This is a genomic window from Klebsiella sp. WP4-W18-ESBL-05 (assembly GCF_014169075.1).
Classification (GTDB): Bacteria; Pseudomonadota; Gammaproteobacteria; order Enterobacterales; family Enterobacteriaceae; genus Kluyvera; species Kluyvera ascorbata_B.
Window position 1 is genome coordinate 3342019 of sequence record NZ_AP022057.1, and the last position, 25139, is coordinate 3367157.

Annotated in this window: 24 protein-coding genes; 5 read left to right on the forward strand and 19 right to left on the reverse strand. The window is 56.8% G+C overall.

Translation table 11 applies throughout. The annotated features are described in order from the left end of the window. Positions 1 to 8 precede the first annotated feature (8 nt). The 3 genes from truA to pdxB all read right to left on the reverse strand — a co-directional run bounded on the left by truA (position 9) and on the right by pdxB (position 3025). Positions 9 to 821 carry a tRNA pseudouridine(38-40) synthase TruA gene (truA, locus tag H7R58_RS15985; protein ID WP_106924241.1) on the reverse strand — a complete coding sequence of 271 codons (813 nt, stop codon included), beginning with the start codon at positions 819 to 821 and terminating at the stop codon, positions 9 to 11. Then, on the reverse strand, positions 821 to 1834 hold the full coding sequence (locus H7R58_RS15990; protein ID WP_106924240.1) for an aspartate-semialdehyde dehydrogenase: 1014 nt from the start codon (positions 1832 to 1834) through the stop codon (positions 821 to 823). The genes truA and H7R58_RS15990 overlap by 1 nt, the downstream gene beginning before the upstream one ends. 63 nt (positions 1835 to 1897) lie before the next feature. After that, the gene (gene pdxB, locus H7R58_RS15995; RefSeq protein WP_106924239.1) at positions 1898 to 3025 is read right to left on the reverse strand and encodes a 4-phosphoerythronate dehydrogenase PdxB; all 1128 of its coding nucleotides are present in this window, start codon (positions 3023 to 3025) and stop codon (positions 1898 to 1900) included. 108 nt (positions 3026 to 3133) lie between these two features. On the opposite strand from pdxB, the gene flk reads away from it, so the two are divergent. Continuing rightward, positions 3134 to 4150, forward strand: coding sequence for a flagella biosynthesis regulator Flk (flk, locus tag H7R58_RS16000; protein ID WP_106924238.1), 1017 nt, complete (start codon positions 3134 to 3136; stop codon positions 4148 to 4150). Here flk and H7R58_RS16005 read toward each other — a convergent pair. The 3 genes from H7R58_RS16005 to H7R58_RS16015 form a co-directional block, all read right to left on the reverse strand. After that, positions 4130 to 4939 (reverse strand): Cof-type HAD-IIB family hydrolase, encoded by an 810-nt coding sequence (locus tag H7R58_RS16005; protein ID WP_182930239.1) that lies wholly within the window; start codon positions 4937 to 4939, stop codon positions 4130 to 4132. The genes flk and H7R58_RS16005 overlap by 21 nt on opposite strands. Positions 4940 to 5015: 76 nt before the next feature. Continuing rightward, positions 5016 to 6347: a PTS sugar transporter subunit IIC gene (locus tag H7R58_RS16010; protein WP_106924236.1), complete on the reverse strand. Its 1332-nt coding sequence runs from the start codon at positions 6345 to 6347 to the stop codon at positions 5016 to 5018. A 39-nt stretch (positions 6348 to 6386) separates the two neighbouring features. Next, complete coding sequence (locus H7R58_RS16015) at positions 6387 to 6695, reverse strand: PTS sugar transporter subunit IIB (RefSeq protein WP_106924235.1); 309 nt, start codon at positions 6693 to 6695, stop codon at positions 6387 to 6389. A gap of 195 nt (positions 6696 to 6890) precedes the next feature. On the opposite strand from H7R58_RS16015, the gene H7R58_RS16020 reads away from it, so the two are divergent. Continuing rightward, positions 6891 to 7628 carry a GntR family transcriptional regulator gene (locus H7R58_RS16020; RefSeq protein WP_106924234.1) on the forward strand — a complete coding sequence of 246 codons (738 nt, stop codon included), beginning with the start codon at positions 6891 to 6893 and terminating at the stop codon, positions 7626 to 7628. A gap of 3 nt (positions 7629 to 7631) precedes the next feature. Here H7R58_RS16020 and H7R58_RS16025 read toward each other — a convergent pair whose 3' ends face one another. Both H7R58_RS16025 and fabB read right to left on the reverse strand, forming a co-directional pair. Beyond that, complete coding sequence (locus H7R58_RS16025; RefSeq protein ID WP_182930237.1) at positions 7632 to 8807, reverse strand: MFS transporter; 1176 nt, start codon at positions 8805 to 8807, stop codon at positions 7632 to 7634. A gap of 208 nt (positions 8808 to 9015) precedes the next feature. Further along, a complete protein-coding gene (gene fabB / locus H7R58_RS16030; RefSeq protein ID WP_035895077.1) occupies positions 9016 to 10227 on the reverse strand; it encodes a beta-ketoacyl-ACP synthase I in 1212 nt (403 codons plus the stop codon). Positions 10228 to 10387: 160 nt separating this feature from the next. Between fabB and mnmC the strand changes: the two genes are divergently transcribed. Then, on the forward strand, positions 10388 to 12388 hold the full coding sequence (mnmC, locus tag H7R58_RS16035) for a bifunctional tRNA (5-methylaminomethyl-2-thiouridine)(34)-methyltransferase MnmC2/FAD-dependent 5-carboxymethylaminomethyl-2-thiouridine(34) oxidoreductase MnmC1 (RefSeq protein WP_182930235.1): 2001 nt from the start codon (positions 10388 to 10390) through the stop codon (positions 12386 to 12388). A gap of 40 nt (positions 12389 to 12428) precedes the next feature. Here the strand turns inward: mnmC and H7R58_RS16040 are convergent, their stop codons facing one another. From H7R58_RS16040 to prmB, 6 genes are read right to left on the reverse strand one after another with little or no spacing between them, the layout of a single operon-like run. Continuing rightward, complete coding sequence (locus H7R58_RS16040) at positions 12429 to 12704, reverse strand: YfcL family protein (RefSeq protein ID WP_106924231.1); 276 nt, start codon at positions 12702 to 12704, stop codon at positions 12429 to 12431. A gap of 26 nt (positions 12705 to 12730) precedes the next feature. Continuing rightward, entirely contained in the window at positions 12731 to 13276 is a 546-nt protein-coding gene (locus H7R58_RS16045) for an elongation factor P hydroxylase (protein ID WP_106924230.1), read from the reverse strand. Beyond that, entirely contained in the window at positions 13276 to 14085 is an 810-nt protein-coding gene (locus H7R58_RS16050) for a sulfite exporter TauE/SafE family protein (protein ID WP_106924229.1), read from the reverse strand. The genes H7R58_RS16045 and H7R58_RS16050 overlap by 1 nt, the downstream gene beginning before the upstream one ends. Then, the gene (gene mepA, locus H7R58_RS16055; RefSeq protein WP_106924228.1) at positions 14085 to 14909 is read right to left on the reverse strand and encodes a penicillin-insensitive murein endopeptidase; all 825 of its coding nucleotides are present in this window, start codon (positions 14907 to 14909) and stop codon (positions 14085 to 14087) included. The genes H7R58_RS16050 and mepA overlap by 1 nt, the downstream gene beginning before the upstream one ends. A gap of 2 nt (positions 14910 to 14911) precedes the next feature. Further along, on the reverse strand, positions 14912 to 15997 hold the full coding sequence (gene aroC, locus H7R58_RS16060; protein WP_106924227.1) for a chorismate synthase: 1086 nt from the start codon (positions 15995 to 15997) through the stop codon (positions 14912 to 14914). A 45-nt stretch (positions 15998 to 16042) separates the two neighbouring features. Further along, a complete protein-coding gene (prmB, locus tag H7R58_RS16065; protein ID WP_106924437.1) occupies positions 16043 to 16975 on the reverse strand; it encodes a 50S ribosomal protein L3 N(5)-glutamine methyltransferase in 933 nt (310 codons plus the stop codon). 164 nt (positions 16976 to 17139) lie between these two features. Here prmB and smrB point away from each other — a divergent pair, with 164 nt between their 5' ends. After that, positions 17140 to 17691 carry an endonuclease SmrB gene (gene smrB / locus H7R58_RS16070; protein ID WP_106924226.1) on the forward strand — a complete coding sequence of 184 codons (552 nt, stop codon included), beginning with the start codon at positions 17140 to 17142 and terminating at the stop codon, positions 17689 to 17691. A 144-nt stretch (positions 17692 to 17835) separates the two neighbouring features. Here the strand turns inward: smrB and sixA are convergent, their stop codons facing one another. From sixA to H7R58_RS16090, 4 genes are all read right to left on the reverse strand, one after another. Continuing rightward, entirely contained in the window at positions 17836 to 18321 is a 486-nt protein-coding gene (gene sixA, locus H7R58_RS16075) for a phosphohistidine phosphatase SixA (RefSeq protein WP_106924225.1), read from the reverse strand. Between the two features lie 187 nt (positions 18322 to 18508). After that, entirely contained in the window at positions 18509 to 20653 is a 2145-nt protein-coding gene (gene fadJ / locus H7R58_RS16080; protein ID WP_413774321.1) for a fatty acid oxidation complex subunit alpha FadJ, read from the reverse strand. An 8-nt stretch (positions 20654 to 20661) separates the two neighbouring features. Next, a complete protein-coding gene (fadI, locus tag H7R58_RS16085) occupies positions 20662 to 21972 on the reverse strand; it encodes an acetyl-CoA C-acyltransferase FadI (protein WP_182930233.1) in 1311 nt (436 codons plus the stop codon). Positions 21973 to 22157: 185 nt separating this feature from the next. Beyond that, positions 22158 to 22442: a YfcZ/YiiS family protein gene (locus H7R58_RS16090; RefSeq protein ID WP_106924222.1), complete on the reverse strand. Its 285-nt coding sequence runs from the start codon at positions 22440 to 22442 to the stop codon at positions 22158 to 22160. A 372-nt stretch (positions 22443 to 22814) separates the two neighbouring features. Between H7R58_RS16090 and fadL the strand changes: the two genes are divergently transcribed. Continuing rightward, positions 22815 to 24131, forward strand: a complete 1317-nt coding sequence (gene fadL, locus H7R58_RS16095; RefSeq protein ID WP_181357947.1) for a long-chain fatty acid transporter FadL — start codon at positions 22815 to 22817, stop codon at positions 24129 to 24131. A 62-nt stretch (positions 24132 to 24193) separates the two neighbouring features. Here fadL and mlaA read toward each other — a convergent pair whose 3' ends face one another. Then, positions 24194 to 24949: a phospholipid-binding lipoprotein MlaA gene (mlaA, locus tag H7R58_RS16100; protein WP_106924220.1), complete on the reverse strand. Its 756-nt coding sequence runs from the start codon at positions 24947 to 24949 to the stop codon at positions 24194 to 24196. Between the last annotated feature and the right edge of the window lie 190 nt (positions 24950 to 25139).

The window sequence follows — 25139 nt, forward strand, 5'->3', positions numbered from 1 at the left end:
TGACTACGTTAGTCCGCCAGGAATAGCGGGCCCATCGGCACGGAAGGGAGCGCAAAGTGTGCGGGGTAATCCACCGCCACCAGATACAGCCCTTCCGCTTTCGCCGTTGCTGCGGCAAGCGTCCTGTCTTTTGCCGCCAGCAGTTCTGCAATCCAGCTCTCCGGCTGGTTTCCTGCGCCAACTTCCATCAGGCTGCCAACAATATTCCTTACCATGTGGTGCACAAAGGCGTTCGCTTTGATGTCCACAACAATATAAGCGCCGTAGCGGGTCACGTTGATATGCATGACGTTACGCCACGGCGTGCGCGACTGGCACTGCACCGCCCGAAATGAGGTGAAGTCATTCTCGCCCAGCAGGCTTTGCGCCGCGCGGTGCATCCGCTCAGCATCCAGGGGTTGGTGATAATGCGTCACCCCCTGACCCAGCACCGCCGGACGCAGACGGTGGTTATAAATCACATAGCGGTAGCGGCGCGCCGTCGCGCTGAAACGCGCATGAAAATCGTCGGGCACAGCTTTCACCCAACGCACCGCAATGTCACCAGGTAAATTCGCATTTACGCCCAGCGTCCACGCCGCGTCTTTACGCACGGCGTGAGTTTCAAAGTGCACCACCTGCCCGGTACCGTGAACGCCCGCGTCGGTACGCCCGGCGCAGAAGACGTTTATCGGCTCATTGGCCACCTGCGAGAGGGCTTTTTCAAGTTTTTCCTGCACGCTGCGCACTTCGTTTTGCCGCTGCCAGCCGTAATATTTGCTGCCGTCGTACTCAATGCCCAGCGCAATTCGATAGACCGGCAGTTGCTCCATTTCAGACATCAGTACAGATACTCCAGCACCAGCTTCTCGGCCGTTTTCACCGCCATCAACGCGCCGCCAAAGCGGACGTTATCGGCCACCGACCAGAACTGTACCTGCTCAGGCATACCGTAATCGTTGCGCACACAGCCTACCGACAGATGCGCGCTGCCGGTCGCGTCGCCAACCTGCGTCGGGAATTCCCCCGCTTCCGACAGCACAATATCTTCGCCGCGCGCAAAGGCGTCTCGCGCCTCTTCCGCCGACAGCGGACGCATGGCTTCAAATGTCACCATCTGCGCGTGGCCGTAGAACACCGGCGACTGAATGCAACTGGCGGAAATCATCAGCCCTTCATCCTGCATAATCTTACGCACCTGATCGACAATACGGCGTTCATCACGCACGTTGCCCTCGCGGTCCGGCAGCATCGGCAGCATGTTGAAGGCCAGCTGACGACCGAAGAAATCATCTTCGTCGATAGGAATGCCGTTCAGCAGCTTAGCGCTCTGCCCGGCCAGCGCGTCGACGGCTTTTTTACCGTGCGCAGAGGCGGAAATCAGGCTGGTCACGTTGATGCGCGACAGGCCACCGTCATCAATCAGCGGCTTCAGCGCCGCCAGCAGTTGGCTGGTCTGGCTGTCAGCCACGGCGATGACGTTACGGTTACGATAGTCAGCCAGCACAAACGGGTTCACTTCCGGTACCACCAGCGGCACGTCCGGTTCCAGGGCAAACAGACCGCTAAGGTCGATAACCAGACAACCGGAATTAGTCGCTTCTTCTATATAGGTGGCACTCGCCTCCATACCGGCGACAAAGAACGCCAGCTGCGCCTGCGTCCAGTCAAATTCCGCCGCATCCTGCACTCTGACCGATTTACCGTTGAAACGCAGATGTTCGCCCGCGCTGTCGGCGCGCGCCAGCGCATAGATATCACCCACCGGGAACTGACGTTCAGCAAGGGTTTCAAGCAGGGCTTCGCCTACGGCGCCGGTTGCGCCCAGGATGGCAATATTCCAGCCTTCAGACATGGTGATTTACTCCAGAAAAAAAGCGACCCTGCCGGAGTATCCGGCAGAGGTATTAAGAAGACATTAACAATGTACGGCGTTAAACCCGAGTTTTTGCAGCAGCTCGGCCGCCTCGGCATCATCACACTCCACGGTTAATGATGACCATTCGCGACGCTCAAGGTAATTTTTGCGCAGCTTGTCAAACTCACCCGGGATCCCCGCGACTTTTCGCAGCGGCGCGTCATCGCGGCGCACATCATACACCAAATGCACCAGTCTTTTCAGCGTAGGCTGATCGAGCGGACCGTGCAGGCTGATGTGGCCAAATTCCGGCGCCGGCAGCAGCGATGAGAGCGCCACTTCCTGCGGTTGGCCGATAAACTGGCTGTAGGCTTCGAACACCTGGGTCGTACCGCGCGCTTTGCCCTCGAGCGTGTAGCCCGCAATGTGCGATGTCCCCAGATCGACTTTGTCCAGCAGCGCCAGGTTGAGGTCCGGCTCGGGCTCCCAAACGTCGAGCACTACGCTCAGCTTCTGCCCCTCTTCAAGACATTTCAGCAGCGCGGCGTTATCCACCACCGGGCCACGGCAGGCGTTGATCAAAATCGCGCCCGGCTTCAGGCGACGAATCAGCGCCTCGTCGGCCAGATGCAACGATTTATACGGGCCGTCTTTATAGAGCGGCGTGTGGAAGGTCAGTACGTCAGCCTGCGCCACCAGTTCCTCCAGCGGGAGGAAATCGCCCGCGTCGCCGTTATCGGCGCGCGGCGGATCGCAGAGCAGCGTTTTGATACCCAGCGCCGCAAGACGTTTTTGCAGACGGCCGCCGACATTCCCCACGCCGACAATGCCCACGGTACGGTCAGTCAGCGCAAACCCATCGCGCTCGGCCAGCATCAGTAGCGCCGAGAAGACATATTCTACGACCGCGATGGCATTACAGCCCGGCGCGGCGGAGAAACCGATCCCTGCCTGTTTCAACCATGTCTGATCGACATGGTCGGTGCCCGCCGTCGCGGTGCCGACAAATTTGATCGCTTTGTCGCCCAGCAGCGCTTCGTTCACCTTCGTCACGGAACGCACCATCAGGGCATCGGCATCGGTTAACGCCTCGGTCGGGATCGGTCGACCGGGAACGGCGGTAACGTCGCCCAGACGGCTAAAAAGTTCGCGGGCGTAGGGCATATTTTCATCAACAAGGATTTTCACGGTTCAGTACCTGTCTGAGAACGAGAGTAAACCGGGGAAGTGTGCCATAATCTCGCCGCCAGGCATACTTACGCCGGGCATCAGTACTGCAATTGGAAAGGATGAATCATGACGCAACCCATTTCAGGTATGCCTGCGCGCCCTCCGGGGGCCGGCACAACGCCCCTCTCCCCTGCGGGAGAACAGCCGCTGAGTACCCAACAGCGTACGGTGCTGGAACGACTGATCACGCGCTTAATCGCGATGACCTCACAGCAGAATGCCGAGGTTTGGGCGGGCGTGAAGCACGATCTGGGGCTGAAAAACGATACCCCGCTGCAGGCGCGCCACTTTCCCGCCGCCGAGCAGAATCTTAATCAGCGAATCGGCGCTGCCGAACAAAAGCTGAGCACGCGCCAGACGCTATCTCAGCTGACCGAGCTGCTAGGCCAGGGGAATAATCGTCAGGCCGTCAGCGACTACATCCGCCAGCAGTATGGGCAAACCGCCCTTAGCCAACTGACCCCGCAGCAGTTAAAAAACGTGCTGCAGCTGTTACAGCAAAATCAGCTGTCGATTCCGCAGCCGCAGCAGCGGCCGGCCACTGACAGACCGCTCCTGCCGGCCGAGCACAACACGCTGAACCAGCTGGTCACCAAGCTCTCCGCCGCCACAGGGGATTCCAACAAGCTCATCTGGCAATCACTACTGGAACTTTCCGGCGTGAAATCCGGTGACCCGCTGCCGGCGAAACATTTCAACGCGCTGGTCACTCTGCTGCAGGCGAGGCTGACGCTGAGTACGCATCCCGCGCCCACGCTTAACGTCCTGCAGGCTGCGCTCAAGCAGCCGCTGGAGCCACAGGAAGGGCAGCTGCTGCGCGATGTCGCCCAGCAAAACTGGAACGCAACGCCGCAAACGGTGCTAACGCCGGTACAGGTGCAGGAACTGCTGAACCTATTGTTCCTCAAACGCATCGAGCGCGAGCGCGTAGCCCATGCGTACACGCTGGAAGCGCGCGACCTTCAGCCTATTTACGCGCCGTTTGCCCCGGTCATGACTACGCTCAAATCGCTGTCGGCACGCCCGGGTCTGGCAGCCGTCGTGCTGGTGGTTGTCGCCCTGCTACTGTGGCTGCTGCTGTAGATTGAGTATCTGCGCAATGGTTGTCATCACCGCGTCTTCTTCATTGCTGCCGGTGATATATCGCGCGGCCTGTTTGGTTTCGTCAAAGGCGTTACGCATGGCGAAACTCCAGGCGGCGCGCGTCATCAGCTCGATATCATTCAGGCCATCGCCGAACACCATCGTCTCGTCTTTGCTTACTCCCAGCATGCGCTGCAACATCTCCACCGTGTGCCCCTTGTGAACGCCGGCGTCGGCAATATCAATCCACGCGTCTTCCGAAACCACGATATAGGCTTTATCAAAGAACTCAGTCAGGTGCGGTTTGATCTGCGGGCAGCGACCTTTGATATCAAACAGCGAGATTTTAACAAAATCATGCTCCACCGCGTTAAAGTCGTCTATCAGCACCACGTGCGCATAAGACATTTTGACTTTTGCCAGCATTTCCGGCGCAATCGATGCTTTAACATAGGCGCCGTTGGACGTGCAGGCGATGATGACGGCTTCGCTGTTCACCGCTTCAAGCGTGGCAATCATCTCCCGACCCAGCGCGTTTTTGATCGGTGATTGATAGACATACTCACCGCCGTGCTTAATGCGCGTGGCGCTATCGCCAAGGATCCAGAAATCCCTCACCTGTTCGCCAAACAGCTCCTCCACCCGCTCACACTGCTTACCGGTGCACAGCGCAAAGGCCACGCCCTGCTGCTGCATCAGTGATTTAATCTGCGTAAAACGTTGGCGGTTGTAATCGCCGCTGCGGTTTAAGAAGGTCCCGTCGAGATCGGTAATAATCAGCTTAATCATGCATTCTCCTTGAAGAGGATAGCCCGCGTTCGCCGAACGCGGGCCGGGGACAAGCAGAACGGCGTGGGCAAAGGCGTTACGCGCCTTCTTCCGCAGCCGCAGACATATTCACTTTGTTCGCGGCAATCACGAACGGCAGGTAGATAAGCGTCGCAACCGCCAGACACAGCACGCCAACAAACAGCGCCATCCAGTTACCGCCGGTGCCGAAGAAGGCTATCAGCGGGCCCGGCGTCGTCCACGGTACCGCGTAGGCAATCGGCGGGATAATCTCCAGCGTGATAAAGAAGTAGCCAATCAGCGCGTTCACAAACGGCACCAGGATAAACGGAATGACCAGAATCGGGTTCAGCACGATCGGCAGACCAAACATGACCGGCTCGTTGATATTGAACAGCCCCGGCACAAAGGCCATTTTCGCCAGGTCACGGTAATCTTTACGGCGAGAAGCTATAAAAATGGCCAGCAGCAGGCCCAGCGTCATCCCCGAACCACCGCAGTTAGCGAAAGCATCGTTGATGCCGGTCCAGGTGATCGGATACGGCGCACCCCAGGTCGAGCCGTGAGAGGCGGCGTATGACAGATTTTCCAGATTCGCTTCCGAGAAAATCGTTTCGCGAATCGCGGCTACGGTATTTGGCCCGTGAATACCCAGAATCCACAGGAAGTTGGCCACCAGCCCCAGAATCAGCACGGTGAAGATGTTAGTTCCCATATCCTTCAGCGGTGCCTGGATCAGGGTGTAGATCAGATCGTTCAGCCCGTTCGGCGAGATTTTGGACAGCAGGAAGTTCAGCACCGAAAAGAAGATCATCACGAAGAAGATCGGCAGCAGCACCTTGAAAGAGCGCGCAACCGCCGGCGGCACCGCCGCTGGCATGTTGATCGTCACCTTCGGATTGCGCGCCAGTCGACAGAAAATTTCGCTCGACAGCAGCGCCACGATCACCGCCACAAACAGCCCCTGCGGCCCCAGATATTTGGTGGTCAGGTAGGCCTGGCCATCGATAATCACATAGGGGGTATACACCACAAAGAATGCGCCAATCGCCGTCAGGCCGCACAGCAGGTCGTCCTGCTGATAGCTGATCGCCATATTGCGTGCCACAAGGAAGGTAATCAGCACAGCCATAATATTGACCGAACCATTCATCACTGGCGTAAATATTTGCTGGGCATCGGCAAGATTAGGAAACAGCGTGCCAAGGTGTAATATACTGGCAATAAAACCGTCCGGCGACAGGATGGCAAAGTTGATAAGAATAATCAGCGAACTGGCCATCACAATCGGGAATGATAAAATAAATGCATCGCGAATGGCCGAAACGTGTATCTGAGAATTCAATTTAATCGCTACGGGAACGAGGATTTTTTCCATCCCTCGTTCAAATGAATTCATAAACCCCATAATGGTCCCTTAATTTTTTGGAAAAGTTAATTTGAATTATTAATGGAATAACCGTAGCGCCTGTTCTAAAACGGCCTTACCGTCCATCTGGCCGTAGCTTTTCATATCAATAACCGCAACCGGCATTTTCCCCTGAGCAATCGCTTCGATTTCCCGCTGTTGAAAACGGACCTGCGGGCCTAATAAAACCACGTCAACTTCCTGCTTTTTTATCTGCTCTTTGGCTTCGGAAATCGCCAGCGCATAAATCGTCGCGGTAATATTTTCCGCCTCCGCATGTTCACGCATTTTTTTTACCAGCATACTGGTCGACATCCCTGCTGCGCATACCAATAATATATTTTTCATCCAACGTCCTTTTTAAAAACCGAGCCTTAATTGACGATCACTTTAATAATTGTTAATTTCCGTAACCTGTATTCCGATCACAGTTACCCACGCCCAAGATGTTCAATAATCGTGAGATACATGAACGTGTTTAGCAAAAATCATGGAAATAGATTGATAACTATTTGTTTAAAAAGGATTTAAGGAGGTTCAAAAGTGGTATACCAGAACGTCATCAACCTGCTAAAAAACAGATTAAATAGCGCGAGCTACAATATTGGCGATCTTCTGCCGTCGGAAAAAGAGCTGGCAGAATTATATGGTGTATCGCGTAATACCTTACGCAAGGCGCTCAAAGCGCTGGAAGAGGAAGGGATGATTGAGCGACGACACGGCTCGGGCACCTATTTACGTAACAAGCACTTTCAGGCCTCAGTAACCCATCTCGACAGCTTTACCGAAATCGCCCGCAACGAAGGCAAAACCCCGACCAGCCAGATTCTCAAATTCGAGCTCCAGCGCGCCTCTGACGACATCGCGACCCACCTGCGGGTCGGCCACGGTGAGCCGGTGTATTATGCCAGGCGGCTACGTTTTATCGACAATATTGCCATGCAGATGGAAGAGACCTGGCTGTCCGCCAGCCGTTTCCCGGACCTGACGATTGCCCATATGAAAAACTCGAAATTCTCGTACCTCGAGAATGAATGCGGCGTGAAGATCCTCGGCTGCTATGAATCTATCCAGCCGATACTACCATCAGCCGAGGTGGCAAAGCTGTTGCACATCAGCACACTAGACCCGATTATTCGCATGCAAACCCAGGCAGTAGACGAGCAGCAACACCCTATTGATTACTCGATTCTCTACACTAATATGTTCGAATTTCAGGTGAAGTATTTTCTGCCGCGTAAAGCGGCGACCGGCCCACGGGAAATGCGGGCCGATCAATAACCGCTATTTACGGAACGACCAAAGCGTCACGACAATCCCCAGCACGGCGGAAATAGCCCCGCCGAGGAACACCGACGGATAGCCGAACGAGGTGGCCAGCATCCCCGCCAGCGGCCCGGAAACGCCGAGCGCAATATCCTGGAAAGCCGCATAGCCGCCGAGCGCCGTTCCACGCACCTGCTGCGGCACGCGCTTGACCACTTCCACGCCCAGCGCCGGGAAAATAAGCGAACAGCCCGCACCGGTCAGCGCCGCGCCGGCCAGCGCAAACCACGCATCGGGCGCCTGCCACAGCAGTAGCAGTCCCACGGCCTCCACCAGCAGCGAGCCAACGGCGACCTTTACGCCGCCCAGGCGATCGGGCATCCAGCCAAACAGAATACGCACCAGCACGAACGTGCCGCCGAATGCCGTCAGCGTGAAACCTGCCATCGACCAGCCTTTGCTCATAAAGTAGAGCGACACGAAGGTACCAATCACCGCGAAGCCCACGCCCTGCAGCGCCAGCCCCATACCGGCCTTCCAGATAAGTCCAATAACGCTGAACAGCGACGGACGTTCGCCCGCCAGCGCCGCGACCTTGCGCACCGAGCCGTTAAACGCCCAGGCCAACAGCGGCAGCATCATCGTCACCCCAGCCAACACCGCAAAACCGTAGCGGTTGTTGATATACAGCCCAAGCGGTGCCCCTGCGGCCAGCGCGCCAAATATCGCCATTCCGTTCCAGGACATCACCTTACCGGACTGCTTTGGCCCCACCAGCCCCATCCCCCATGTCAGGGTACCGGTTAACAGCTGGCTTTCACCAAAACCCAGGATCAAGCGCCCGACGATCAGCAGGCCAAATTTGACCATCGTATCAACCGGTAACAGCGCCGCACCAAGCCAGGCAGCGCCGGCAAACGCGCAGGCGGCCATCCCCTGCAGCGCCGAGCGTTTACCGCCATACTGGTCAGCCAATCGTCCGGCGTAGCCGCGCGTCAGCACGGTCGCGAAGAACTGAATGCCCACGGCAATGCCCACCATCGTGTTGCCGTAGCCCAATTCCTGATGCACAAATAGCGGAATGACCGGCAGCGGGATACCGACGGTTAAATAGGTCAGAAACACCGCAAACGCGATGCGAAATAACGACCCGTTCGAGGAAGATGTTGATTCAGTTTGAGTTACTGCTGTCATGCTTTACTCCAGAAAACGAGTAAGGCGAGGTGCTGTAGCCACGCCCCCTCTACCTGATCATCAGGATTAAGGTGCGTTGGTTGACGTTGAACGCTTACGCATTATCGTGATGATAATGTTGAGCCAGGAGTTTGCCTGTTATTTCAGGCGATTGTCAACGCATAAAAAAAGGAGCCCACGGGCTCCTTTTTCTCACCAACTGTAAAAATTACAGCTTACGCATCACCAGGGTGGCGTTGGTGCCGCCGAAGCCAAAGCTGTTGGACATGACGGTAGTCAGTTCACGCTCGGTCGGTTCGGTCACGATGTTCAGACCAGCGGCCTGCTCGTCCATCTCATCGATGTTAATGCTTGGCGCGATAAAGCCGTGTTCCAGCATCAGCAGAGAGTAGATAGCTTCCTGTACGCCAGCGGCGCCCAGAGAGTGGCCGGTCATGGCTTTGGTTGCAGAAATTGCCGGGCTGTTGTCGCCAAACACTTCCTGAATAGCGCCCAGTTCTTTCACGTCACCTACCGGGGTAGAAGTGCCGTGGGAGTTCAGGTAGTCGATTGGGGTATCAACGCCGTGCATTGCCATCTTCATGCAGCGCACTGCACCTTCACCGGATGGAGCAACCATATCTGCACCATCGGAGGTTGCACCGTAGCCAACGATTTCTGCATAGATATGCGCACCGCGCGCCAGCGCGTGTTCCAGTTCTTCAACCACAACCATACCGCCGCCGCCAGCGATGATGAAACCATCACGGTGTGCGTCATAGGTACGGGATGCTTTTTCTGGCGTGTCGTTGTATTTGGTGGACAGTGCGCCCATCGCGTCGAACTCACAGGCCATTTCCCAGCCCAGCTCTTCGCCGCCGCCAGCAAAAACGATGTCCTGTTTGCCCAGCTGAATCTGTTCAACCGCGTTGCCGATGCAGTGTGCGGAGGTTGCACACGCGGAGCTGATGGAGTAGTTCACACCGTGAATTTTGAACGGCGTTGCCAGGCACGCGGAAACCGCAGAGCCCATCGCTTTGGTTACCACATACGGGCCAACCGCTTTCAGGCCACGCGGGCTACGCATGGCGTCTGCACCGAATACCTGCGCTTTCGAAGAGCCGCCGGAACCGGCAATCAGGCCCACACGCGGGTTGTTCTGGTAATCTTCTGCCTTCAGGCCGGAGTCTTCAACCGCCTGCTGCATAGAGAGATAAGCGTAGATAGAGGCATCGTTCATGAAACGGACCACTTTGCGATCGATAAGACCCGTGGTGTCCAGTTTGACGTTACCCCATACGTGGCTACGCATACCAGAATCTTTGAACTCTTGAGAGAAAGTGATCCCCGAGCGTCCTTCACGCAGGGATGCCAGGACTTCCTGCTGGTTGCTACCGATGCTGGAAACGATACCCAGGCCAGTAATCACTGCACGTTTCATTCAATACCTCTGTAAGTCATCACTATTTTAAAGTTTCGAGTCGCAAGATAGCGTACACTTGTACGCCGAACAAGTCCGATCAGCAATTTTATGCAGAAATTTGCGCCTGCGGGCACGCATCGTTAAGATCGGCAGACTCCTTGCCGCGCGAGTAACTTACGTGAAACATAACGCCATACAATCCGCCAACCTCGAATTTAACAGTGAGGGTACACCTGTTTCCCGAGATTTTGACGACGTCTATTTCTCCAACGACAACGGTCTGGAAGAGACCCGCTACGTTTTCCTCGGCGGTAACCAGATAGAGGTACGTTTCCCGCAACATCCGCATCCGCTTTTCGTGGTAGCGGAAAGCGGCTTTGGCACCGGCCTCAATTTCCTGACGCTGTGGCAGGCCTTCGACGCATTCCGCCGTCAGCATCCCGATGCTACGCTACAAAGATTACATTTCGTCAGTTTTGAAAAGTACCCACTGAAAGCCGAAGACCTGCGTCTGGCCCACCAGCACTGGCCAGAACTGGCAACCTGGGCCGAGCAGCTTCAGGCGCAATGGCCTCTGCCGCTGGCGGGCTGTCACCGCCTGTTGCTTGATGACGGTCGCGTGACGCTGGATCTGTGGTTCGGCGACATCAATGCGCTCACGGATACCCTCGACGACAGCTTTAACCAGCAGGTTGACGCCTGGTTCCTCGACGGCTTTGCACCATCGAAAAACCCGGACATGTGGACGCCGACGCTGTTTGCCGCCATGGCGCGTACCGCGCGGCCGGGCGGCACGCTCGCGACCTTTACCTCCGCAGGCTTTGTGCGTCGCGGGCTACAGGAAGCGGGCTTTACTATGCGTAAAAGCAAAGGCTTTGGGCGCAAGCGTGAAATGCTGATCGGTGAAATGCGTGAGCCGCTGCCGAATGCTGCGCGCGCGCCGTGGTTTGCCCGCACCGGCAGCCAGGTACGCGAAGCCACTATTATCGGCGGCGGCATCGCCAGCGCCCTGCTCTCGCTGGCGCTGTTGCGCCGCGGCTGGTCGGTCACGCTGTATTGCGCAGACGATGAGTCGGCTCAGGGAGCCTCCGGCAATCGCCAGGGCGCGCTTTATCCACTGCTGAGCGCGCATGATGCCGCGCTGGCGCAGTTCTTCCCGGCGGCGTTTCTGTATGCTCGCCGGCTGTACGATGCGCTGCCAGTGGCTTTCGATCATCAGTGGTGCGGCGTCACGCAGCTGGGGTGGGATGAAAAAAGCGCGCAGAAAATTGCCCAAATGCTGACGCTCGACCTTCCCGCCGATATCGCGCGAGCGGTCAGCGCGCAGGCCGTGCGGGACAGCATCGGCCTGGAGACCGGCTGCGGAGGCATTCAGTATCCGCTCGGCGGCTGGCTTTGCCCGGCTCAGCTCACCGCTGGCGCTTTGGCGCTGGCCCGCCAGCAGGGGCTTAACGCCCACTTTGGCAAAACGCTCAGCGCATTGGCCCGTGAGGAATCCGGCTGGCAGCTGACGTTTAGCGACGGACAAACGGCCACCGCCCCCTGCGTGGTGCTGGCAAACGGTCACAATATCAATCAATTTACGCAAACCGAGACGCTTCCGGTGTACGCCGTCGGCGGCCAGGTGAGCCATATCCCAACCAGCGACAGCCTGGCGAAACTGAACCAGGTCTTGTGCTATGACGGCTACCTGACCCCGCAGAACCCGCAGAATCAGCAGCACTGCATTGGCGCCAGCTATCATCGCGGAGCGCGAGAAATGGCGTTTAATGCTGAAGACCAGCAGCATAATCGTCAGCGCTTGATTGACTGCTTCCCGCAGGAAACATGGCCGCTGGAGGTCGACGTTAGCGCTAACGACGCCCGCTGTGGCGTTCGCTGTGCCACGCGCGATCATCTGCCGATGGTCGGTAACGTGCCGGACTACGCCGCCACGCTCGCTGAATATGCCACGCTGCACGAAAGTCCGGAAACGGCGATTTCGGCCCCGGTGTATCCTGAGCTGTTTATGCTGGGGGGGCTGGGGTCGCGCGGGCTGTGTACTGCGCCGTTAAGCGCCGAAGTGCTGGCAGCACAGATGAGCAATGAACCGCTGCCGCTTGACGCGACTACGCTGGCGGGGCTCAATCCAAACCGATTATGGGTGCGAAAACTGCTGAAGGGAAAAGCGGTAAAATAACGCAGAACGTTTGCCCGGCAGCGATACCGGGCAAATGCGCTTAGCGGGCGGCCTGCTGGTACAGGTTGTCCCACATGGCTTTGACCAGCGCCTGGTCGCGCGGCGTCAGTTCACCGGCACCAATAGCCGTTTCCAGGCTCTGCGTCACGTTGCGATACAGGGCATCGGCAGAATGCGCTTCGCTTTCTTCAAGCTCGGCAACCGCCAGCGTCAGGTGGCCGCGCAGATAACCGCTGGCAAACAGCTCATCATCGCTGGCGTGCTCCACCATCTCATCAATTAACGCCAGAATGCGTGCTTCAAACTCCGCGATCATCTTCTTTCCTCTTTCTGTAACATGGCTTAGAGATCCTCAGGCCATGGGAAGTGTTCCGCCGTTAGGGTCGGCGTCTGATAATAATCTTGTAATGCCTTGATAAATTTTGCCGGACGCGGCGGGATGCCCTCTTTCAGATAGGTCATGACCTGCGCATGCACGCGTCGCTGAAACACGATGCGGTCCGGCTCGAAATCGCCTTCCAGGTTGTCGCAGCTGACGTTAAACGGAAAGCCCGCCGCCACGCAAAACAGCCAGTCAAACGCCTGCGGTTTCACTTCGACGTCTTCAAACTGCCCTTGGGTCTCGGCGTCGCGCCCGTCCGGACAGTACCAGTAGCCAAAATCGACCTGCTCACGGCGCGCCTTCCCGGCGATGCACCAGTGGGAAATTTCGTGCAGCGCGCTGGCAAAAAAGCCGTGGGCGAAAACGATACGGTTGTAAGGAACCTCGTCGTCTGCCGGAAGATAGATGGGTTCATCATCGCCTTTAATCAGACGAGTATTAAACTCATCGGCGAAGCAGCTATCAAAGAGCGTTACCAGCTGCTGGTAATCATGCGTTTTGGTCATTAATGCATCCCTAACCACTGAAGGATTTCCTGTCCATGGCTGTCATAGAGCAGCTTGGCGCTCATCACCGCGGAGACCACGACGATCATCGGGCGGATCAGTGCTTGCCCCTTACTCAACACTAAGCGCGAGCCCATGCGCGCGCCAAAAAACTGGCCAATCATCATCACAAAGCCGGTCGCCCAGATAACTTTGCCGCCAATGATAAACAGCAAAAGACCACCGACGTTCGAGGTCGCGTTCAACACCTTGGCGTGCGCGGTGGATTTGGCAAGGTTAAAGCCCATCAACGTCACAAACGCCAGCGCATAAAACGAACCCGCACCGGGGCCGAAGAAGCCATCGTAAAAGCCTACGCAGCCGCCAGCAACCAACGCAAACGGCAGGCCGTACAGACGGCGCTGGCGATCGGCTTCACCCAGCTTTGGCATCAGCAGAAAGTAAAGACCAATGCTGATAACCAGAATGGGCAGGATCTGGCGCAGAATATCGGACTGCACGTGCTGCACCAGCAGCGCACCGGTCATTGAGCCAATGAAGGTCATCAGGATATTCAGCTTCTGATCGGCCAGATTCACCACTTTGCGGCGGACAAAATAGAGTGATGCGGAGAGTGAGCCGCCGCAGGCCTGTAATTTGTTGGTTGCCAGCGCCTGCGCGGGCGGCATGCCCGCTGCCATCAGCGCCGGGACGGTCAGCAAACCGCCGCCGCCGGCCAGTGAATCAATAAAGCCAGCCAGAATGGCAATAAAGAACAGCGCCACCAGCATGAGCGGCTCGACCATAAATAACGCGGAAAAACTGTCCATCAGAGTACGTGTTCATCCAGTAGCGCCTGGCAGGAAGGCGGCAACGGTGGAGGCGTCTTCTTCACAGGTTTGGTGGTGCCAGGTTTTGGCGGTTCGAACCAGCTTTGCAGCTCAGCGCCGCAGCCGTCACCCGCAGGCGGCGGCGCCTGCTCTTCACATTCTAAGCTGTTAGCCGGGCACTTCAGCCGCACGTGCATATGCGCACGGTGCTGGAACCACGGGCGCACTTTATGCAACCAGTCGCGATCGTTGCCCGCTTCCAGGCACAGCTGCTGCTTGATGGCCGGGTTGACGAAAATTCGCGTCACGTCGCGGTCTTCCGCCGCCAGCTTAATCAGTTGGCCAATTTCCGGTTTCCACAGCGTCGGCACAACGCGCTTGCCGTCGGCGCTCACCAAATCCAGCGCCTGCGGTTTCAGCAGCTGTGCTGAACTCCAGCGCGTCTTCGGGAGCTGCAGGAAAATATCGACATCCAGACCACTCTGGTGGCTGGCGTGTCCGCCGTTAAAGCGCCCGCCTGCGGGCATACCCATATCGCCAATCAGCATCGTGCCCATACCCAACTGCTGCACCTGGCCGCCAAGCCGCTGGATAAACTGCACCAGATCCGGGTGGCCAAAATAGCGGCGCTGATCGGTACGCATCACCTGATAGGTGTCAGACTGGAGCGGCAGCGCCTGCGCGCCGACGATACAGCCGTTGGCAAATGCCCCGATAGACTGGGCGCTGCCGGCGATAGGCTGAGTGATTTTCTGCCACGGCGTTGCCGCCAGCGAGGTGCCGCTGGCAAGCAGAGCCAGCAGCGCTATAACGGTTTTTTTCATGTTTACCAGCGTGGAATTGACGTCGTCACATCGGCGTTCTGCGCCCGTTGGCGCATAAAATGATCCATCAGGACAATAGCCAGCATCGCTTCGGCGATCGGCACAGCGCGGATGCCAACACAAGGATCGTGGCGACCTTTGGTGATCATCTCAACTTCCTCGCCAAAGCGGTCGATCGTCTTACCCGGCACGGTGATACTTGATGTCGGTTTCAGCGCAATATTGGCCACAATCTGTTGGCCGCTGCTGATGCCGCCCAAAATACCGCCCGCGTGGTTGCTCTGGAAACCGGCTTTGGTGATTTCATCGCGGTTTTCACTGCCGCGCAGTTTCACCACCTCAAAGCCATCGCCAATCTCTACGCCTTTTACCGCGTTGATGCTCATCAGCGCATGGGCAATATCGGCGTCCAGGCGATCGAAAACCGGTTCACCGAGACCCGGCGGGACGCCATCGGCCACGACGGTGACTTTAGCGCCAATTGAGTCGCCTTCTTTTTTGAGGCCGCGCATCAGCTCGTCTAAGGCCTCAATTTTGTCCGGATCCGGGCAGAAGAACGGGTTTTGTTCAACCTGATCCCAGTCCTTAATCGCCAGCGGAATGTCGCCCATCTGAGTCAGACAGCCGCGAATAACGATACCAAACTTCTCGGCAAGGAATTTCTTGGCGATCGCCCCGGCGGCCACGCGCATCGCCGTTTCACGCGCAGAAGAACGCCCACCGCCGCGATAGTCGCGCAGCCCATATTTCTGCTCGTAGGTGTAGTCGGCATGCCCCGGGCGGAAAACGTCTTTAATCGCGCCGTAATCCTGAGAGCGCTGATCGGTGTTTTCAATCAGCAGGCCAATACTGGTGCCGGTGGTCACGCCTTCAAAGACACCGGAGAGGATTTTCACCTGATCCGGCTCGCGGCGTTGCGTGGTGTAGCGCGATGTCCCCGGGCGACGACGATCGAGGTCGTGCTGAAGATCGGCTTCGGTTAACGGAATGCCGGGCGGCACGCCGTCAACGATGCAGCCCAGCGCCAGGCCGTGCGACTCGCCAAAGGTGGTTACGCGAAAGAGTTGTCCAATTGTATTTCCTGCCATCACGACTCCGTTATCGTTGTTCTGCGTTATTGCGTGCTGGATAAATCAGTCTTTGTACTGCGCGAAATGATGCTGCGCGGCTTCAAGCTGCGCTTTAGTCAGCATAAAGACGCCGTCACCGCCGTTGTCAAACTCGAGCCAGGTGAACGGGACATCCGGATATTGGTCCATCAGATGTACCATGCTGTTACCCACTTCACAAATCAGAATGCCGTCGTCGGTGAGATAATCCGGCGCGCAGCCTAAGATACGACGGGTCAGGTGCAGGCCGTCCGAGCCGGAAGCCAGGCCCAGCTCCGGTTCATGGCGATACTCCGACGGCAGGTCAGACATATCTTCTTCATCAACGTAAGGCGGGTTGGTCACGATCAGATCGTATTGCAGCTGCGGCGCGTCACGGAACAGATCGGAGCGAATCGGCGTGACATGATGAATCATACCGTGCTCTTCGATGTTGTATTCGGTGACGGCCAGCGCGTCCACCGAAACATCAATCGCGTCGACTTCCGCTTCCGGGAAGGCATAGGCGCAGGCGATAGCAATGCAGCCGCTGCCGGTGCACATATCGAGAATATGCTGTGGACGATGATTAATCAGGCCGGCGAAGCGATTGTTAATCAGCTCACCAATCGGCGAACGCGGCACCAGAACGCGATCGTCAACGTAGAATTCGTGACCGCAGAACCAGGCTTTGTTCGTCAGGTAGGCGACCGGGATACGCTCGTTGACGCGGCGAATAACGCGCTCAACGATCAGCTGTTTTTCGCTGGTGGTCAGACGCGCGTTGCGCATATCTTCCGGAATATCCAGCGGTAAATACAGGGTCGGCAGAACCAGTTGAACGGCCTCGTCCCACGGGTTGTCGGTGCCGTGCCCGTACCAGATTTCGGCCGCGCTAAAGCGGCTTACCGCCCAGCGCAGCATGTCCTGAATGGTGTGCAGCTCATTGACTGCTTCTTCAACAAAAATCTTATCCACGTTGTCCTCCAGGGCATGCGTCGGGGTAAATTCGGCGGCTAGTTTGCCATGAAGACGGCGATAAATCAGCATTCTTGCGTAGGGCGCGGGGAAAAAAGCGTTTTCGCTGCAGGAAGCACGCTGAAAAGGTAAACTAGGGGAAAAGGCGAATTTGAGAAGAATTGATGAAAAACAAAAACTCACTGAGCGAGGAGGATCAGGCACTCTTCCAGCAGCTGATGACCGGCACGCGTAAAATCAAGCAGGATACGATCGTTCATCGCCCGCAGCGTAAGAAAATCAGCGAAGTGCCACCAAAGCGGCTATTGCAGGAACAGGCGGACAATAGCCACTACTTTTCCGATGAGTTCCAGCCGTTGCTCAACACCAACGGTCCGGTGAAATACGTGCGCCAGGACGTCAGTCATTTTGAGCTGAAGAAGCTGCGCCGCGGCGACTACTCACCGGAGCTGTTCCTCGATCTGCATGGGTTAACCCAAACGCAGGCCAAACAAGAGCTTGGAGCGCTGATTGCCGCCTGCCGCCGGGAGCATGTGTTCTGCGCCTGCGTCATGCACGGCCACGGTAAGCACATTCTCAAACAGCAAACGCCGCTCTGGCTGGCGCAGCACCCGCACGTTATGGCGTTCCATCAGGCATCGAAAGAGTACGGCGGTGACGCCGCGCTGCTGGTGCTGATTGAAGTGGAAGAGTGGCTGCCGCCGGAGCTGCCGTAAGACGCGATATCGGCCGGATAAAGCAACGTCGCGATGCGGCGTTCTGCGCCCGGTTGCCTGATGGCGCTACGCTTATCAGGCCTACAGGCATCAGACCAACGGGGAGTCAGGCATTACCCGGCCAGTTAGCCGGGTAATCAGCGGTTAGATCGCTTTCGCCATTTTCAGATTGCACGGGCTCATTTGCCAGTTCAGGACGCCCTGTCCGTTTGCGTCGAGGGTGACGCAGGCAATGGCTGAGGTCGTGAACATCGGCGGGACTTCGCCAGGACACAGTTCGGCGACCAGATAACCGACCAGCGGCAGGTGGGAAATCACCAGTACCGATGATGTTCCTTCGTTCGCCAGAGCCTGGAGATAGGCGCTAACCAGACCGATATCACCGCACGGCGTTAGCTCGGGCAGAACATCCACTTCTTTTGGCAGGTTCATGCACTCCCCTACCACTTCCAGCGTCTGCTCCGCACGCAGATAAGGGCTCACCAGAACGCGACCGATATCCACTTTTTGGTCTTTCAACCAGGTTGCCATCTGACGAGATTCATCACAACCACAGCCGGTGAGAGGACGAACCGAGTCACTGGCTGCATCGAGGGCAGCGTCGCCGTGACGCATAATAAACACTTGCATATTGCACCGCTTTTGTTAACCAGAAGCACCAGCGTCACCCCGAAGGTGACGCGGTAGCCGGGCATTGTGCCTTATCCATTCACTGAATGAAACGCTGATTTTTACCTTACTGGCGTAAGTATAGTCAACATCTGTTTACAAAATAGCCAGAAACCTTGCGATTCATCAGGGTTCACTGACTTTGACATCAGCGCGTGGAATCCGTTTCATCACCAGGCCAAAAGGCCTCCCCGCGTTCCGCACGCTGCATCAGCGCATCGCACGGCATAAAGCGTGGGCCATACTGGCTGGCCAATCGTTGCAGTCGGGCAACCACTTCACCCGCCCCCAGTGAATCCATATAGCGGAGCGGGCCACCGAGGAACGGTGGGAAACCAATGCCAAATACTGCCCCAATGTCGCCGTCGCGCGCGCTGCGGACAATGTTCTCATCCATGCAGCGTGCCGCTTCGTTGAGCATCAGCATCACGCAGCGTTCGGCAATGTGTTCGGCCGAGCAGCGGGCGTTACGCGCCGACATGCCCGGCAAAGCGTAAACGGCAGTATCAACTTGTTTCTTGCTTGTACGCCCTTTTGTGGCATAAAGATAGAAACCCCGGCCATTTTTTCTGCCTTTGCGATCGTCATTCAAAATTGCCTGAATCAGCGTTGCAGGCGCGCTAAAACGTTCCCCGTAGGCCGCTTCCAGCACCGGAAGAATTTTAGTGCCGGTATCAATGCCTACTTCATCCAGCAACTGAATCGGCCCGACCGGGAATCCAAATTTAACCAACGCATTATCAATATCTTCCACGCGCTCGCCGTCGACCAGCATGCGCATGGCTTCGGCAATGTACGGCGCCAGAATGCGGTTAACGTAAAAACCGGCTTTATCCGCGACCACAATCGGCGTTTTTCCCTGTTTCTTCGCGAGCTTCACGGTAGTGGCAATCGTCTGCTCTGACGTGCCCACATGGGGGATAACCTCCACCAGCGGCATTTTTTCAACCGGGCTGAAAAAATGCAGACCGATCACCTGCTCAGGCCGCTGCGCATGGGCAGCAATATCGCCAATGGGCAAAGAAGAGGTATTAGACGCAAAAATGGTGTGCGGCGCGCAGTACTGTTCAATTTCGCCAACCATTTTTTGTTTGAGCGCAAGATCTTCAAATACCGCTTCAATCACCAGATCGCGATGGGCAAACCCTCGGTAGTCGGTACTGCCGGAAATCAACGCCAGCTGCGCATCTCGCTCGGCGGGTTTCATGTGACGACGGCGCACCTTTTGCTCCAGCTGATCCCAGCTGTACTTCAGCGCATGGTTAATACCGTTGGCGTTAATATCTTTGATTCGCACCGGTAGCTTACCTTTAATCGCCGTCACATAGGCAATACCACCGCCCATCAGGCCGCCGCCTAATACGCCGACCGAACGCAGCGGGCCTGCCTCAACGCGAGCGCCGGGATCCTTTTTAATATCGGTGCTGGCAAAGAAAATGCTGCGCAGTGCGCGCGACTGCGGCGTCATCGCCAGTTCGCCAAAGGCACGGGCTTCGGCTTCGTAGCCGCTGCTGGCGCCATGGGCCAGACCGGTTTCAATAACCTGCAAAATTTTATCCGCCGCCGGATAGTTGCCCTGCGTTTTCTGTGCCGTTTTCTTTGCCGCCATGCTGAACAGCAGGTGACGACCCAGTGGCCCCGCCAGAATACGCTCGCGCACCGGCAGGCGGCGATGTTCATGGCGCGCTTTACGCGCATATTCAGCGGCGGCGTCCAGCAGAATCGAGTGCGGAACCACTTCATCCACCAGCCCTGCTTTCAAGGCCTGACGGGCGCGCAGCTGTTTTCCGGTCAGGATCATGTCCAGCGCAGTACTGACGCCAATCAGGCGCGGCAAACGCTGAGTACCGCCCGATCCCGGCAGCAGGCCGAGCTGAACTTCCGGCAGGCCGAGCACCGTACGGCTGTCGTCGGAGCAGATGCGCGCATGGCAGGCCAGCGCCAGCTCCAGGCCGCCGCCAAGGCAGGCACCGTGGATGGCCGCGACCACCGGGACTGATAGCCCCTGAATTTCCGCCATCACCTGTTGTCCCTGACGGGCCAGCGATTCGGCTTCCTGCGCGCTTTTGCAGCGACCAATCATGTTAATGTCGGCCCCGGCGATAAAGTTATCGGGCTTCGCAGAGATAAACACCACGCCCTGCAGCGCTTTGTTATCGCGAATTTGCCGGAGGATAGCGCGCACCTGGCCGCCAAACTCGGCTTTCAGGGTGTTCATCTTTTCATCAGGCACATCAATCGTCACCACCGCCACGTTGTCCGGGCGCACGGTAAAGGTAAATGCGGATTTCATCGCTTCCATTATTCAGCCTCCAGTACCATCGCTGCACCTAATCCGCCCGCCGCACAGGCGGTCACCAGCCCAAAGCCGCCGCCGCGACGGCGCAGTTCATGGAGCGTTTGGGTTATCATGCGCGCACCGGTTGCGGCAAACGGATGGCCGTAGGCGATAGATCCCCCCAGCACGTTGAATTTGCTCTCCTCCACTTCGCCGGTGGCCTGGCTGCGGCCCAGCACCTCGCGAGCGAATTTATCGCTCGCCAGACATTGAATATTGGCCAGCGTCTGCGCGGCAAATGCTTCATGCATATCGATAAGCGTCAGGTCGGCGAACGTTAGCCCGGCGCGATCGAGCGCCAGCGGCGTTGACCAGGCCGGGCCCAGCAGCATGTCCTGCCAGACGTCAATGGCGGTAAAGGCGTAGCTACGCAGATAGCCCAGCGGCGTCAGCCCCAGTTCTTTGGCGCGGGATTCGGTCATCAAGATAACCGCCGCTGCACCGTCGGTCAGCGGCGTACTGTTAGCCGCCGTAACGGTGCCGTGCTGACGGTCAAATGCCGGACGCAGTTTGGCGTAGTCCGCCAGCGTAGAGTTCGCGCGGATATTGTTGTCCTGCTCAAGTGGATTACGGTACGGCGGCGCGTAGGCCGTCATCACCTCGTCGTTCAATTTGCCCGCCGCCCAGGCCTGAGCCGCCAGCAGATGCGAGCGGTTTGCCAGCGCATCCTGCTGTTCGCGCGTAATACCGTAGGTTTTTGCCATCTGCTCGGCGGTGTCCCCCATGCGCAGCCCGGTAGAATACTCGGCTACCGCTGGCGGCACCGGCATCAGGTCGCGCAGGCGCAGACGGGAAAAGAGCTTCAGCTTTTGCCCCAGCGTGCGGGCTTTGTTGGCATCCACCAGGGTACGCGCCAGCTTTTTGCTGACGCCAATCGGCAGTACGGAAGAGGAGTCGGCGCCGCCGGCGATGCCCGCACGAATCGTGCCTGCCATCAGACTTTCGGCGACGTTAGCAACGGCCTGGAAACTGGTGGCGCAGGCGCGGCTGACGCTGTACGCGTCAGTATGCACGTTCATGCCGGTACCCAGCACAATTTCACGGGCAATGTTGGGTGCGGCCGGCATCTGGACCACCTGACCGAACACCAGTTGTTCAATGACCTCGGGGGGAATTTCGCTACGTGCCAGCATTTCGCCCACCACCATTTTACCTAAATCAACGGCGGGAACGCCGTGATAGGCGGTAGCCTGACGGGCAAACGGGGTACGTAACCCACTGACAATAACAATGCGATCGCCCTGGCGGGTGATAAGCGGTAACGCCTGACTCATAACTCTCCCCTGTTATCGGAAATCGACCAAGTGGTCTGACCTGATAACATTCTTAACTAATTTTTTACACTTAGCCAATCGGAGAGAGGAAAAATTGCGAGCTAAAACACACTGAGCGATAAAGAAAACGCCCCCGCAGCGTGAGCAACGAGGGCGTGAGCAGAAAGGTCATTCGCCTGGGGCGATTAACGCAGGCCCAGCTGGAAAATCAGGGTTTCGGCTTCACAAGCGAAGACAAAGTCGATATCCAGCTGCACGCCGCCTTCAACGTCTTTGAAGTTTGCGGTAATTTTGCACGGCTCGGACTCAACGCCGCGCGCTTTTTCCGTCAGCGCTGCCAGGGTTTCTTCTGCATCAGCGCGGTTAGCAAAAACGCGGCTGTAAGATGCGGTGCAGTCGGAGTTGTCCATGATGGTACCAACGTCCATGCAGCAGCAAACCGGGGTTTCATCAGCACTACATTTACTCATTGTAGATTTCCTCTGTTTTGCGCACTCAAGGTGCCAGATAAACGATGTGCTTATTTTACGCCCGCCCGTTGCACGCCTCCAGTCGATAATGTGACGAAAGCCGATAAGTGACCGAAATCACAATTAAAAATGATCTAAAACAAATTTCTCACTTCTCCGCCTTTGACCATCCCCGCATTTTTGCCAACCAGATCTCGTTTCAAACAACATCTTAGAAAAAATTAATAAACAATATTGCAACATACCAGCTGGTCAGACCTATACTCTCGTCACTGGTCTGATTTCTCTGTCGTAGTCCAGCCCCTACACTTCGCGCTTCTGTTACTACATGTAACATTGTTTGTATAAAAATAACTCAATGAGGTTATGGTCATGAGCCAGAAAACCCGTTACACGAAGTCTGCTCTTGCTGTCGCAGTGGCACTTGTTTCAACCCAAGCCTGGTCAGCGGGCTTCCAGCTTAATGAATTTTCGTCTTCTGGTCTGGGCCGTGCCTATTCTGGTGAAGGCGCTATCGCCGACGATGCGGGCAACGCCAGCCGTAACCCGGCGCTGATTATGATGTTCGATCGCCCTGCATTTTCTGCCGGTGCGGTTTACATCGATCCTGACGTCAATATTACCGGCAAGTCTCCGGCCACCGGCCGCAGTACCGATGCCGATAACATTGCACCGACCGCGTGGGTTCCTAACGCGCACTTTGTCATGCCGATTAACGAACAGTTTGGTTGGGGTGCGTCTGTTACCTCCAACTACGGCCTGGCAACGGAATTCAACAATAACTACGCGGCCGGCATGTACGGCGGTAAAACCGACCTGCAGACCGTTAACCTGAACCTGAGCGGCGCATACCGTCTGAGCAGCAACTGGAGCTTCGGCCTGGGCTTTGACGCCGTCTATGCGAAAGCCAAAATTGAGCGTTATGCTGGCGAAACCAGCCTGATGTTCCCTGGCGCGACCGGGAAAGCGGTCGGCATTACCGGCGCTGACTCGCAGGTTGCGCATCTGAAAGGCGATGAGTGGGGCTATGGCTGGAACGCGGGTATCCTGTACGAACTGGATAAAAACAACCGTTGGGGCCTGACCTACCGCTCTGAAGTCAAAATTGACTTCGACGGCGACTACAAGAGCTCCATCACCACCCGCGGTAACCAGCTCTTCGCCGCTCGCGGCATTACCGGTCTGCCTTACGGCACCGACGGCAGAACCATCGGCGGTTCTCTGACGCTGAACCTGCCAGAAATGTGGGAAATTTCCGGTTATAACCGCATCGCGCCGCAGTGGGCTATCCACTACAGCATGGCTTACACCAGCTGGAGTCAATTCCAGGAGCTGAAAGCCACCGGTTCTAACGGTCAGGAACTGTTCTATAAAGACGAGAGCTTTAAAGACGCCTACCGTATCGCACTGGGTACGACCTATTACTACGACAAGAACTGGACCTTCCGTACCGGTATTGCGTTTGATGATAGCCCGGTTCCGGCCAACCATCGCTCAATCTCCATTCCGGACCAGGACCGTTTCTGGCTGAGCGCCGGTACCACCTATGCGTTTAACGACGATGCTTCCATCGACGTGGGCGCATCTTACATGCACGGCCAGAGCGTTACCGTGCAGGAAGGCAACTACACCTTCAAATCTGAAGGTAAAGCCTGGCTGTTCGGTACCAACTTCAACTATCGCTTCTGATAGCTTGTCGGCATAAAAAAGGGGGGAACATCGGTTCCCCCCTTTTTATTGCCATCGATTCGTTACTCAGAATCGATATCTTTTAAATCATCCTGAATCGCCTGCGCGTTCGGGTTTTCCGCCGGCTTCAGCTTGCCGCCGTTGGCGATAAAGTCGTGCTGCTGGAAGTAGGCTTCACGCACCATAATGTACGGATCGGAAGACTGACGCAGCAGGCCATCGGAGTCGAGGAGCTGCGCGCGCGTTTCCACCCCTTCGACCATCCACTTGCCGATAGACATCGGCCAGGTCAGCCATGAGAGCACAGGATAGGTGGTATCGACCATATCGCCGCCGTCGTCACGCAGCGTAAAGCTGCCATAGAACGGAAGCTGCAGATACGGGCCATAGCCTACGCCGTAACTCCCCAGCGTACTGCCGAAACGGTGCGGTTGAACACGCTGCAGTTTCGGGTTTGCAATACCGGCAACATCAATAAAGCCGCCCATACCGAGAAGGGTGTTCAGGAAGAATCGGGTGAAGTGGACCATCCCCTGGTACGGGTCGCCCTGCAGGAAGGAGTTGACCATGATGGCAGGCTCTTCCAGGTTACTGGTGAAGTTACCCAGGCCATTACGCGCCGGCTGCGGAACATAGTCGCGCCACGCCACGGCCACCGGACGCACAACGTACGGATCCAGCACATTAAAGTTGAAGCTGTACATGGTACGGTTAAAACCTTCAAACGGGTCAGAGCGCCCCTGCTGTTCAGTACTGGAACTTGCACAGCCCACCAGCAGTGTTGTTCCGAGCGCAAGCGCCGACAGGCGAAGCTTCATAAATATCTCCCTGGTGATTATGGCCATCACTGATTGCCATCCATGACGGAACCTGGTCGTGTCCGCCTGTTTAGGTGTAAGTGATTGTAACAGCACGCCGACAATGTCTGTATAGCCAATTTCGTTGATCTGATCATAGCCTGGTAAACACCACACTGCGGCGCCTATATTCTAACGGCCCCAAAAAAAC

Coding starts and splice junctions, on each gene's coding strand:
- aroC (WP_106924227.1), bottom strand. CDS start 15,997: ATGGCAGGAAATACAATTGGACAACTCTTTCGCGTAACCACCTTTGGC.
- H7R58_RS16040 (WP_106924231.1), bottom strand. CDS start 12,704: ATGATCGCGGAGTTTGAAGCACGCATTCTGGCGTTAATTGATGAGATG.
- flk (WP_106924238.1), top strand. CDS start 3,134: ATGACGCAACCCATTTCAGGTATGCCTGCGCGCCCTCCGGGGGCCGGC.
- fabB (WP_035895077.1), bottom strand. CDS start 10,227: ATGAAACGTGCAGTGATTACTGGCCTGGGTATCGTTTCCAGCATCGGT.
- H7R58_RS16005 (WP_182930239.1), bottom strand. CDS start 4,939: ATGATTAAGCTGATTATTACCGATCTCGACGGGACCTTCTTAAACCGC.
- H7R58_RS16010 (WP_106924236.1), bottom strand. CDS start 6,347: ATGGGGTTTATGAATTCATTTGAACGAGGGATGGAAAAAATCCTCGTT.
- mlaA (WP_106924220.1), bottom strand. CDS start 24,949: ATGAAGCTTCGCCTGTCGGCGCTTGCGCTCGGAACAACACTGCTGGTG.
- H7R58_RS15990 (WP_106924240.1), bottom strand. CDS start 1,834: ATGTCTGAAGGCTGGAATATTGCCATCCTGGGCGCAACCGGCGCCGTA.
- H7R58_RS16025 (WP_182930237.1), bottom strand. CDS start 8,807: ATGACAGCAGTAACTCAAACTGAATCAACATCTTCCTCGAACGGGTCG.
- fadI (WP_182930233.1), bottom strand. CDS start 21,972: ATGAGTCAGGCGTTACCGCTTATCACCCGCCAGGGCGATCGCATTGTT.
- H7R58_RS16045 (WP_106924230.1), bottom strand. CDS start 13,276: ATGACCAAAACGCATGATTACCAGCAGCTGGTAACGCTCTTTGATAGC.
- smrB (WP_106924226.1), top strand. CDS start 17,140: ATGAAAAACAAAAACTCACTGAGCGAGGAGGATCAGGCACTCTTCCAG.
- H7R58_RS16090 (WP_106924222.1), bottom strand. CDS start 22,442: ATGAGTAAATGTAGTGCTGATGAAACCCCGGTTTGCTGCTGCATGGAC.
- H7R58_RS16050 (WP_106924229.1), bottom strand. CDS start 14,085: ATGGACAGTTTTTCCGCGTTATTTATGGTCGAGCCGCTCATGCTGGTG.
- mepA (WP_106924228.1), bottom strand. CDS start 14,909: ATGAAAAAAACCGTTATAGCGCTGCTGGCTCTGCTTGCCAGCGGCACC.
- fadL (WP_181357947.1), top strand. CDS start 22,815: ATGAGCCAGAAAACCCGTTACACGAAGTCTGCTCTTGCTGTCGCAGTG.
- sixA (WP_106924225.1), bottom strand. CDS start 18,321: ATGCAAGTGTTTATTATGCGTCACGGCGACGCTGCCCTCGATGCAGCC.
- truA (WP_106924241.1), bottom strand. CDS start 821: ATGTCTGAAATGGAGCAACTGCCGGTCTATCGAATTGCGCTGGGCATT.
- H7R58_RS16015 (WP_106924235.1), bottom strand. CDS start 6,695: ATGAAAAATATATTATTGGTATGCGCAGCAGGGATGTCGACCAGTATG.
- fadJ (WP_413774321.1), bottom strand. CDS start 20,653: ATGAAATCCGCATTTACCTTTACCGTGCGCCCGGACAACGTGGCGGTG.